The sequence below is a fragment of the Mesorhizobium argentiipisi (SeqCode) genome (genome assembly GCF_037179585.1).
GTDB lineage: Bacteria > Pseudomonadota > Alphaproteobacteria > Rhizobiales > Rhizobiaceae > Mesorhizobium > Mesorhizobium argentiipisi.
This window is the reverse complement of the sequence record NZ_JAPYKO010000060.1, coordinates 1-9,569: the sequence shown is the minus strand read 5'-3', so window position 1 is coordinate 9,569 and position 9,569 is coordinate 1. Positions and strand designations below refer to the sequence as shown.

Genomic DNA, 9,569 nt, shown 5'->3' with positions numbered 1-9,569 from the left:
CCGACTTCATCCCCCACACCATCCGCTCGCTACGACGAGCCGATGGTCGCAAATCAAAGCATCAGGGGGGTCAAAATTGGACGCCGATTCCCCGGCTTATGGGGTCAATTTTGCACGCCGATTCACACCTGCACCCGCCTGCTCAAAATCGAAGGGGATCCGGCCGATCAATCCGGCCTGCTTCGCAAACGTTTGAAAGCTAAGAAGGGGCAGCTGGCTCGCGACGGATTCTCGTTGCTGACCGAATTCCGCAACGGCGTCACGCATTCGTGGCCCTTCGATTATGACATGGACATTTTCCACGCCTGGGACGCCTCACAATGGCTTCTTGAAATGCAGCTTCTCGCGCTGTTCAACTACCGCGGAAAATACCAGGATCGACGTTTGGAGATGCGGTCTCACGCTGGCAATCTCGCGACCTTTCCAGTCGAATAGGCAAAGGGGCCAGGTGCTAGTGAACCCCGATGGGCGTTACGGCAGGACTTGAACCTGCGACCTCCTCGCCCCTAGATAGCGGTGTCACGCACCACCCAGGTCGAAAGCGAGGCGCTCTTCCGCTGAGCTTCGCCACGATCTGCTTATGCATCGTTGTCCACGACCAGCTGCGGCTTCTTTCGCTTTAGCCGGTTCGACCTCTCCTCGCCCGCCTTCTTGATCTCGGCGGCCTTTTCCAGTGCAAACGGCCTGGCGGCCTCGATCAAGCCATCGAAATGATAGCGGTTCGTCATGCTGCCATTGGGCGTGTTGCGCCGTTCCTCCCGGCCAAGAAGTTTAAGGGCCTCGAGGGCGGCAATGCGTTTCTGAATGGTACAATGAAAGCTTGCCCGTGACAGACCGTGAAATCCACCTCTACCTCGACGGTCCGAACAGTTTGGCTCAAAAACCGGAGGCTGCATAGCAATCTGACGACCCGGCTGGGCGAGTGGGTCCAGCGCGGCGGCTTCTTGGGGTTGCGTTCCGCTTTTGACGGATCATCCGTAACAAAGAGCGGCTTGCCCTCGGTCTCATATCCGATTCCAGTCCAGATTCGCCTTTCTCAATCGGGCATGGACGCGGATGCTTCTATGGCCAAGACCTCCAAGCCCGCGATCTCCTGCATCACCTTGCCGGCGATGCCCTGCAGATCGCCGTACATTCCGACGGTCGACTCGATGACACCCTGGATCTGAGCCTCCCGCTTGGCCCATAGGCGGATTGTGGCTTTCCTTTCCCTGGCAAGGTCGTCCTGCATATCGGAGAATTTCTCAACGATCGCCTCGACCCGGTGGCGAAACCTAGGGCCAGTCAGATAGCCGTAGACCTGCTCCATCTTGGTGGCCTGGCCGTCCTGGGCGAGGCGGGAGTTGGCGAGCTCGATGAGGGACTGCCGGAGCATGATCGCGATCGGAATCGCGCATTTGGGATGGGCGATGTAGACGCCATCAACCAGATCGAACGTTTCGACCCCCGCAGGCAGCGCCTCGGAGATCATCAACGCGATGTCTGCCTTGGCGGCGCGCTGGTCTGTCCGCAGCTTGCCTAGCCAGCCCTGGCTCCAGTTCCTGGTGCGTTTTGATTCCCACAGGATCGCGCCGCAGGGCTGGCCGGCAGGCCCCACCACGCGCTGCAGCACGTCACCACCGAACTCACCCTTGGCGACCGGTTCGATGATGTCCATCGGGAAGCGGCTGGCGATCAGCGACTCCAACTCGAGTTCAAGGACCTCGCCCTGAAGCTGCTGGGATCCCTGCTCGGCGCGGCGCTTCAACTCTTCGATCTGGCGCTGCATGCCGGCGATCTGTTCTTCTTTTTCGGCAACCTTCATCTTGAGGCCGTCTTCGGCTTCGGTCCTGGCCTTGACGCGGACGGCGTCCAACCCTTCCTGAATTCTCTTTTCGATGGTCAGCGCCATTTCGCGCTTTTCATCGTCGAGCGCCCGCTGCTGCTTCATAAATTCGGCTTGTTGCAGCTGTGCTGCGGCGAGCTTCTCGTCCCGCGCTCTCAGCGTCGCCTCCAACTCACCTAGCCTCCGGTCCTTGTCCTCCAGGTCGGTCGAGACCAGAATTTTGGCCTTGCGGGCCTCTTCAACCGCTATCTCGGCACGCTCGAGCTTGAGTTTTTCGGCGACCTTTCTGTCGATGTCCTCCCGGGCGGCGTCGATGGCCGCCTGCTTGCGTTGGAGCTCCTCCTCCCGGGCCGCCATGGCGTCGCTGCTCTGCGCCAGTCGCCGTTCGTATTCCTCGCGCGTGGCTGCAATCAGCGGCGCCGCGAGCGACTCGTTGAGCTTGATGTCGGTCTTGCAGCTCGGGCAGCTGATTGTCGGCTCATTGAGAGTCCTGGGCTGGATAGTCATCAGGCAGATCCTCGGAAGGGAACGTGGTGCAAAAGAACGCCTCGAAGTATACAGGATTGGACGGCGACCGGATAGAACAAAGAGTGAACTTGCCAGTTATCCCCCGGAGAGGTCCCTTGACTGGTACCGCACCGGCCATTGGCCCTGCTCGTTGCGATCCGGAGGGGTCTAAGAGATGGACTGGGAGCTAGCGATGAATCGATCTCCAGGCATTATGCGGAAGACCAAAAACGGCGAGTACATGGCTTTCGCTGACTTGGCAGCCGAGAAGACGCAGGGCGTTGACTACGATTTTCTGGTTCTGGATCGAGCTTCGACCGTGGCAATTGTCGCGCCGCATGGCGGCTGGATTGAGCATGGCACGTCAGAGTTGGCCACCGCCGTCGCGGGGCATGATTTCTCGCTCTACCTGTTTGAAGGGCTCAAGCCGAAACGACCGCATCCCGAACTGCATATACCGTCCGAATATTTCGACGAAAATCAATGCGTCGACTTGGTCAGCAGGGCCCAGATCGTTATCGGCATGCACGGCCGTGCGGGCGACGACCCGGAAACGATCTGGCTCGGAGGCCTAGGCAAGGAGTTGCGCGACGCGATCGCGGTGGCCTTAGAGGCGGCGGGCTTCAAGGCCATCACCTCGGGCCACCGCTGCCTGGCGAGCACAAGAACAACATTTGCAATCGTGGAATCAACCGGGCCGGTGTGCAGCTTGAACTGCCAAAATCGCTGCGGGCCGCGCTCGTCGAAAATGCCGAACGCCGCGCGCTGTTTGCCGGGGCGATCCGCAGGGCCATTTCGGAGCATCTACGCGAACCGGGAGCTGCCTGAAAATTTGACCATTGTAGGGGAATGGTCTGCCCGCTTAGGCGTTTGCAGCCTACTCGTACCGGCCGCCGAAGAGGTCTCCGACTGCCCGGCATTTTTTTAAGTTGAGGTCTCGCTGCCGAAGGTGCTCCGGCTTGTCGTGCAGCATGTGGCAGCGCTGACAGAACGCCCGCAGGTTCTTTGCCTCGCGCTGGTCATTCTCGGCCAGCGAAATCTCGGTGTCGCTGCCTTCGTCGCGGACAACCGCCCTGACCGGAAGTCTCGTGGCCGATCTTCAGATCAACGTTGTATTCGCGAAAGAGCCAAACGGCGATGAAATCATCCGTGTATGCCGCAAGGTATTGCTAGACATTGAGCGTTTCCAGGTGACCCTCAAATCACATCTCGCACAGCAGGACATACCACTTCTGGTGCTGCAGATCGACGTCGGGACGCCTTAGGATAAACGTCCGGCCAAAGTGAAGGCCGTTGCGACGAAGCCCGGCAAAAACAAACGGAACTTTCAAATCGATAGACTACTTGGCCTCGAGTTCTATGAAACGGACGTTGCTTCGCAAGCGCCCCAACGCTAATGTTCGCTTCAAAGTACGCGCGGGGGCGCAGTGGGGTTTAGATACAGAAAGTCATTGAGGCTTATTCCCGGCGTTCGCCTGAACGTCACGGGGAAAGGGCTCAGCAGTGCCTCCTTTGGCAAGCCCGGCTCCACGTTGAACATGGGCCGTGGCGGCATTCAGAGCACGGTCGGTCTGCCCGGTTCGGGCATGTCCTATGCTTCCAAGCGCAGCGGTAGATCAGCTCTTTTTCTGGGGTTATTTATCGCAGCACTCGTGGCCCTGATCTACCACGCCGCCAGGGGAAGCCGGGCGGCGCAAGTCTTGTTGGTTGCTGTCGGTGTCGTCGGTGTGGGGGCGGCCTTGATGGCCCAGAATTCCGACACAAAATCCGGCGCTGCGCCAAGCCTGACATTGGCACCCCGAACCGTCCGCCAGGAACCAGGACAGACCCAACCGCTGCCGCCGGCAAGCCGCGACATCAGCCCTTCGAGTCTGCCGCCATTTGTGGAAAAAGCCAAAGCGCCGGTTCAGCAGGACGCTCCCGTTGGCGATGGCTGGCCCGCCTCCGCTGGTGATCAGAAACCGCCAAGCACATCATTCGGAACCGATCTGGGTTCCTCGGCAGCGGTCGAGCAGCCGCAAAGCGAGCAATTCTCAACGGCAGTCGTGACCAGGACCGCGAACATCCGGTCGGATCCTTCCATGGGCGGCACCGTGGTGAGGCAGGTGCCGGCCGGCACCGCTCTGACGGTCGTCGAAATCAATGGTCGCTGGGCTCGGGTCAGCAAGGACAAAGTCACATTCGGGTGGATCAACCGCTCGCTGCTGGCGGCGCAGCCCTCCTACCAGTAGCACACCGGGCTTCTGCCGCCTGGCCTGCTGTAAGCGCTCCGGCCCCCGCACAAACGCCCATTGCGCATCAGGTCGTATGGGCAGTCGCATCTGCCGACCACGGGGTCTCTGACAGGATCGCCCGAAGCATGCTCCGAAACGGTGCCGTCATCTGATACAGCCGCTGGCGCGACCGGTGCGGTCGAAGTCAGCTCGACCGGCTTCGCCTCGCTGAGGTAGTCGCCATGGATCCATCCGATCCGTGCTGAGACCGTTACATTGTACCAGTCACCTTGTTGACCATTGGTCTGGACCAGGTCGCCCAGCGGAAGCGTGGTGATGATACGCGCCCCGGTTTCAGGCGCGACCCTGACACGGACGTTTTTGGTGGTGTACAGCCAGCGGACCAACGTGGTGGGGTTGGTCTTCTGGGCAGCCACCGCGTCGGGCTTTGCATAGGCAATCGAGCTGTTGTTCGGCTGTGCCTGAGGCGCCGCGGAGGCGGTTGCCGCGGGGACCGCTGGCGGGGCGGGGGGCGGCGATCTGGCGTCGATGCTCGACATGGCCCACCCGATAGCGCAGAAAACCGCGATGCCCCAGCCGATCCGTTGTTGGCTGACCATTTCACCCTCCCTGCACAATACAAAACAGAGCAGTCCGCGAAAGTCGAATCGACTTTTTGGTGGCTAAATCTCAAGTCAATTGACAGCAGAAACCGAGCATCTGTAGATAGGGAAGGGGATTGAAAATTGGGGCGGGCAAGCGCATCGACGCGCTTTGCAATTCCGGTTTCAATAATTTTTGGACGCTCACCTGCCGAATGCCGGGAGACCCGGGTTTGCGGGAAGCGATATTTCCGCGAAAAGGCGAGTAAAATGTCCAACCAGTTTGACCAGATACCGTTTGGGGCTGCAGAGTTCGCGGATAACCCCGAACCTCGCTGTCCATGCCTCCTTCTGCTCGACACGTCGTATTCGATGAACGGAGCGCCGATCGACGCGCTGAACCAGGGCCTTGTCGCCTTTAAGGACGAGCTCGCGGCCGACAGCCTGGCGATGAAACGCGTCGAGGTCGCGATCGTCACCTTCGGACCGGTCAACATCGTCGCGCCTTTCCAGACCGCTGACCTGTTTACGCCCAGCACGCTGGTGACCAGCGGCGACACCCCAATGGGTGCGGCGATCGAGCAAGGCCTAGAGATGTTGCGAAGTCGCAAAGATGAGTACCGCGCGAACGGCATCTCCTATTATCGCCCCTGGGTCTTTCTGATGACGGACGGCGCACCCACGGACAGCATCGTTGCTGCCGAACACGCGGTCAAATCCGGCGAGGCGGCGAAGGCGTTTTCGTTCTTCGCCGTTGGCGTCGAGGGTGCCAACATGGACATCCTTGCCAAGCTCTCCACACGCCAGCCGCTGAAGCTAAGTGGCCTCAAATTCCGCGAGCTGTTCTCATGGCTCTCCGCATCGCTGTCAGGCGTCTCGCAGTCGCAGGTCGGACAGACCGTGGCGCTCCAATCTCCCGCAGGTTGGGCCGAGGTGTGATGTCTTGGCGCATAGCGTCGGCTAGCGCCATCGGCACTTCGCATGTCACTGCCGGCAAGCCCTGTCAGGATAATTCGGTCCATGCTCTGATCGAGGGCGGGGAAGGTCTAATCCTCGCGGCCGCTGTCTGCGACGGCGCTGGCAGTGCGGCGCACTCGGAGGTTGGGTCTTGGCTGGCCGGGCAGAACCTGCTGGAGCTCATTTTCGTGCACTTCGCAGAGAACGGTGCGCTCGATCAGATCGACCGGCCAAAAGCTTTGGGCTGGGTGACCGAAATTGCCGAGCGCATCGCTGCCCATGCGCGCGCACTCGGGCACGAGGTGCGTAATTATGCATGCACACTGCTGGTTGCCATCCTCGGCCCCACAAGCACCGTGTTTTTTCAGGTCGGTGACGGCGCGATGGTTGTTTCGCACGGCCGTGAAGACGGATGGTCCTACGTGTTCTGGCCGCAGCACGGCGAGTTTGCCAACACGACGAACTTCGTCACGTCATCAAATGTCGCGGATGTCCTCGAATTCGAGTTCGCGCCGCGCCGCATTGACGAAGTCGCGCTGTTCTCGGACGGCATCGAGAACCTCGTCTTGCACCAGGCTTCGCGCAGCGTCCATCAGCCTTTCTTCGACACGATGTTCCCGGCCGTCAGACGATCAGCGGCGGCGGGCGAGGACTCTACGCTGTCGGATGGACTGAAGGCTTATCTGCTTTCGCCGCAAATCTGCGAGAGGACCGATGATGACAAGTCGTTGATCCTGGCCACGAGATCGCCAGCTGAACCTATGGTGGCCGTAAAATGAATGCCAAGGTCCGCGAGGTGTTCACCCTGCGAGGGGAAGCCCTCAAACTTGGTGAAATCGTCGGCCAGGGCGGCGAGGGCGCCGTCTATGACCTGGCTGCACACAAGAACCATGTCGCCAAGATCTACCACCGGCCGCTCGAGCAGCAGAGGATCGACAAGATCCGTGCGATGGGGAAGATCAAAACCGATTCACTCGAAAAGCTGACGGCCTGGCCGACGGGGCTGGTCTGCTCCAAGGACAGCAAGCCCATCGGGCTGATCATGCCGAAGATCAGCGGTCGCAAGAGCATCCATCAGCTCTACAGCCCCAAAAGCCGCAGAACCGACTTTCAGCGGGTTGATTGGCGATTTCTGACACGTGTGGCGGCAAACACCGCGAGGGCATTTGCGGCCGTTCACGACAACGCCTGCGTCATCGGGGATGTGAACCACGGCGGTGTGCTCGTGGCGCAGGACGCTACCGTGCGCCTGATCGACTGCGACAGTTTCCAGGTCTCCTACCTGGGCCAGCAATATCTTTGCGAGGTGGGCATCGAGACCTTCACACCGCCGGAGCTGCAGGGCAGATCGTTTTCGGGCATTTTGAGAACACCCAATCACGACAATTTCGGTTTGGCCGTGATGGCCTTCCTGTTGCTGTTCATGGGAAAACACCCCTTTGCCGGCCGCTACGCGGGACCCGGCGACATGCCGATTTGGAAGGCCATCGAGGAGTATCGCTTTCCCTACGGGGCGAACGCCGCCGCGGTTGGAATGGCGAGGCCTCCGAGTTCTCCCGAACTCGCCATCGTTGGCCCACGACTTGCAAAAATGTTTGAGGATGCCTTCTCGCAAAAGGGAACGTCGGCTGGCAGGCCCGTCGCCCGGGACTGGGTGGCTGCCCTGGCCGAACTTGAAGCGAACCTCAAGCAGTGCTCCGCCAATTCCAGCCACTGGTCACTTGGCTCATCGCCGTGCCCTTGGTGCAAAATGGAAGGGGCCACGGGCGTCCCGCTGTTCTCAACCGTTGTTCCCGCCGGAGGGGCGACGCTTTTCGATATCGCCGGATTCCAGCGGCAGGTGGACGCCATCCCGCATCCCGGGCCGGTGCCGACCGTCCCTGAGAAGAATGTGACACCAGATCCCAACGCCTTGAAGCTCAAGGGGCACGCGCGCCGCACCAACTTCCGGGCAGGAATAGCGGCCGCAGTGGTCGGCGTCGCTGGCTTGATGATGACGCAGATCTGGGTGCTGGGCATCGCCTTGGGGGTTTTTCTGGGGTTGAGAGGATTCTTGAACAGGGACAGTGAGGCTGCGGAATACCGGCGCATGGCCGGCGAGGCCGCCACCCAGTGGAAAAACGCGCAAACCACGTGGATGCAGAGGGCCGGGCCGGATGCCTTCGACAGGCAAAAAACGGTGCTCGCCGGGCTCAGGCGCGAATGGGACATCTTACCTTCCAAACGGGTAGCCAGGATCTCGGAGCTCGAGCGCAACCTCCGTCAGGCGCAACTGCACCGGTTCCTGGACAACTTTGAAATCTCATCGGCAAAGATCGAGAGCATCGGACCGGGCAAAAAACAGGTCCTGGAGTCATATGGCGTCGAAACAGCGCTCGATGTCGAGAGGAACAAGCTCTACAGCGTGCCCGGATTCGGGCCCAAAACCGCGCAGAAGTTGTTGAATTGGCGAAGGTCCGTCGAAGCCCGCTTTGTCTTCGATCCCTCACGCGCGATCGATCCACGCGATATCGCGCAGATTGACCAGGATATTCTCGGCGACCGCAAGCGGCTGCAGGCCGCCTTGATTCTCGGTCTTGAGCAACTCAAGCAGACAAGAGCCCAGATTCTTGCCGCCCGAGAACACAGTCGCCCGGAAATGGAGCGATTGCGGTTGGCATTGGATCAGTCGTCGGCAAACGTTGCCGCGATTTCAGGTTGAGACGGCTAACGCTGGATCGCCAATCATAACTTCATCACCCTGGTTGCGCGTCAAGCCATTTCACCTTGTTGGAGGCCCCGACGTTTTTTGCCGGCCGGAGCGCTGACTCGAAGGAGAGGTGAACGGCGGCTTTGCGCCTCATCACGGACGTCCATGTAGCATTTGCGTTTTCTTGGAAGCAGACGCTCCAGTCCCTCCCTCCGGGGCAGGTTGCGCCCTCAATCAGCCGTGAAGTTCGAGGTTCGCTGTGTCGCGTCGGAAGGTTTCCCTTCGCTGGCAACTAAGGTGATTTGCTCGGGACGCGCCGATACCTCGCGGAACAAGCCGGCTCGAAGGCCTTCGGCCTGCTGTGTGCAAAGACGCGGCTGTTAGAGAAGCTTGTACTTATCGGCCTCGGCGCTCATCCCGTTTAGTGATACCTCGTTGCGCGCGTGACGGAATGCCTTCTGATAGTCCTGACCATTTGCCAAGGCGCGATAAAAGGCACGAGAGAACGCAATCGCCGCGTCGTCTGCGATCGACTGGTCACATCCGATCACCCACGGCACATGAGCTCGAACGGCCTTCGCAACATCCTCGGAATAACATGCGCTGAGGATCACGCATTTAACCGTATCCGCATGGAGGCTAATCAACTTGACGTGCTCCCCGTTTTGTCCGCGCCTATAAGTTAGCCCTGTTCACGTTGTGGTCCGATCTGGACCGGGTTGCAAATTCGTTCGGTGTGAGCCCGTCGAGGCTCGTGTGGGGGCGGTTCACATTGT

At 60.1% G+C, this 9,569-nt stretch carries 11 protein-coding genes and 1 tRNA gene; 7 read left to right on the top strand and 5 right to left on the bottom strand.

The window, feature by feature from the left end; translation table 11 throughout:
* On the top strand, window positions 1–435 hold a 435-nt coding region (locus O7A05_RS33605; RefSeq protein ID WP_337097690.1), incomplete at its 5' end, for a hypothetical protein.
* A 30-nt stretch (window positions 436–465) separates the two neighbouring features.
* On the opposite strand, the gene O7A05_RS33600 is transcribed toward O7A05_RS33605, so the two are convergent.
* The 3 genes from O7A05_RS33600 to O7A05_RS33590 all read right to left on the bottom strand — a co-directional run bounded on the left by O7A05_RS33600 (window position 466) and on the right by O7A05_RS33590 (window position 2,332).
* Window positions 466–564: transfer RNA gene (locus O7A05_RS33600), tRNA-OTHER, on the bottom strand.
* A gap of 14 nt (window positions 565–578) precedes the next feature.
* Window positions 579–728 carry a hypothetical protein gene (locus tag O7A05_RS33595; RefSeq protein WP_337097689.1) on the bottom strand — a complete coding sequence of 50 codons (150 nt, stop codon included), beginning with the start codon at window positions 726–728 and terminating at the stop codon, window positions 579–581.
* A gap of 308 nt (window positions 729–1,036) precedes the next feature.
* Window positions 1,037–2,332 carry a DUF2130 domain-containing protein gene (locus tag O7A05_RS33590; RefSeq protein ID WP_337097688.1) on the bottom strand — a complete coding sequence of 432 codons (1,296 nt, stop codon included), beginning with the start codon at window positions 2,330–2,332 and terminating at the stop codon, window positions 1,037–1,039.
* 193 nt (window positions 2,333–2,525) lie between these two features.
* On the opposite strand from O7A05_RS33590, the gene O7A05_RS34610 reads away from it, so the two are divergent.
* The 3 genes from O7A05_RS34610 to O7A05_RS33575 all read left to right on the top strand — a co-directional run bounded on the left by O7A05_RS34610 (window position 2,526) and on the right by O7A05_RS33575 (window position 4,563).
* A complete protein-coding gene (locus O7A05_RS34610) occupies window positions 2,526–3,260 on the top strand; it encodes a poly-gamma-glutamate hydrolase family protein (RefSeq protein WP_337097686.1) in 735 nt (244 codons plus the stop codon).
* A gap of 160 nt (window positions 3,261–3,420) precedes the next feature.
* Window positions 3,421–3,597 (top strand): hypothetical protein, encoded by a 177-nt coding sequence (locus O7A05_RS33580; RefSeq protein WP_337097684.1) that lies wholly within the window; start codon window positions 3,421–3,423, stop codon window positions 3,595–3,597.
* A 162-nt stretch (window positions 3,598–3,759) separates the two neighbouring features.
* Complete coding sequence (locus tag O7A05_RS33575) at window positions 3,760–4,563, top strand: DUF4236 domain-containing protein (RefSeq protein WP_337097682.1); 804 nt, start codon at window positions 3,760–3,762, stop codon at window positions 4,561–4,563.
* Here O7A05_RS33575 and O7A05_RS33570 read toward each other — a convergent pair.
* Window positions 4,554–5,165, bottom strand: a complete 612-nt coding sequence (locus O7A05_RS33570; RefSeq protein ID WP_337097681.1) for an SH3 domain-containing protein — start codon at window positions 5,163–5,165, stop codon at window positions 4,554–4,556. The two genes, O7A05_RS33575 and O7A05_RS33570, sit on opposite strands and share 10 nt — an antisense overlap.
* Window positions 5,166–5,417: 252 nt before the next feature.
* Between O7A05_RS33570 and O7A05_RS33565 the strand changes: the two genes are divergently transcribed.
* From O7A05_RS33565 to O7A05_RS33555, 3 genes are read left to right on the top strand one after another with little or no spacing between them, the layout of a single operon-like run.
* Window positions 5,418–6,086 (top strand): vWA domain-containing protein, encoded by a 669-nt coding sequence (locus O7A05_RS33565; protein ID WP_337097680.1) that lies wholly within the window; start codon window positions 5,418–5,420, stop codon window positions 6,084–6,086.
* Window positions 6,086–6,883: a PP2C family serine/threonine-protein phosphatase gene (locus O7A05_RS33560; protein ID WP_337097679.1), complete on the top strand. Its 798-nt coding sequence runs from the start codon at window positions 6,086–6,088 to the stop codon at window positions 6,881–6,883. Before O7A05_RS33565 ends, O7A05_RS33560 begins: the two co-directional genes overlap by 1 nt.
* Entirely contained in the window at window positions 6,880–8,805 is a 1,926-nt protein-coding gene (locus O7A05_RS33555) for a helix-hairpin-helix domain-containing protein (RefSeq protein WP_337097678.1), read from the top strand. The genes O7A05_RS33560 and O7A05_RS33555 overlap by 4 nt, the downstream gene beginning before the upstream one ends.
* A 368-nt stretch (window positions 8,806–9,173) precedes the next feature.
* Here O7A05_RS33555 and O7A05_RS33550 read toward each other — a convergent pair whose 3' ends face one another.
* On the bottom strand, window positions 9,174–9,440 hold the full coding sequence (locus tag O7A05_RS33550; RefSeq protein ID WP_337097676.1) for a CHAT domain-containing protein: 267 nt from the start codon (window positions 9,438–9,440) through the stop codon (window positions 9,174–9,176).
* Between the last annotated feature and the right edge of the window lie 129 nt (window positions 9,441–9,569).

Excerpts from the sequence above, each read along its gene's own strand:
- O7A05_RS33595 (WP_337097689.1), bottom strand. The coding sequence starts at position 728 with ATGACGAACCGCTATCATTTCGATGGCTTGATCGAGGCCGCCAGGCCG.
- O7A05_RS33590 (WP_337097688.1), bottom strand. The coding sequence starts at position 2,332 with ATGACTATCCAGCCCAGGACTCTCAATGAGCCGACAATCAGCTGCCCG.
- O7A05_RS34610 (WP_337097686.1), top strand. The coding sequence starts at position 2,526 with ATGAATCGATCTCCAGGCATTATGCGGAAGACCAAAAACGGCGAGTAC.
- O7A05_RS33570 (WP_337097681.1), bottom strand. The coding sequence starts at position 5,165 with ATGGTCAGCCAACAACGGATCGGCTGGGGCATCGCGGTTTTCTGCGCT.
- O7A05_RS33565 (WP_337097680.1), top strand. The coding sequence starts at position 5,418 with ATGTCCAACCAGTTTGACCAGATACCGTTTGGGGCTGCAGAGTTCGCG.
- O7A05_RS33560 (WP_337097679.1), top strand. The coding sequence starts at position 6,086 with ATGTCTTGGCGCATAGCGTCGGCTAGCGCCATCGGCACTTCGCATGTC.
- O7A05_RS33555 (WP_337097678.1), top strand. The coding sequence starts at position 6,880 with ATGAATGCCAAGGTCCGCGAGGTGTTCACCCTGCGAGGGGAAGCCCTC.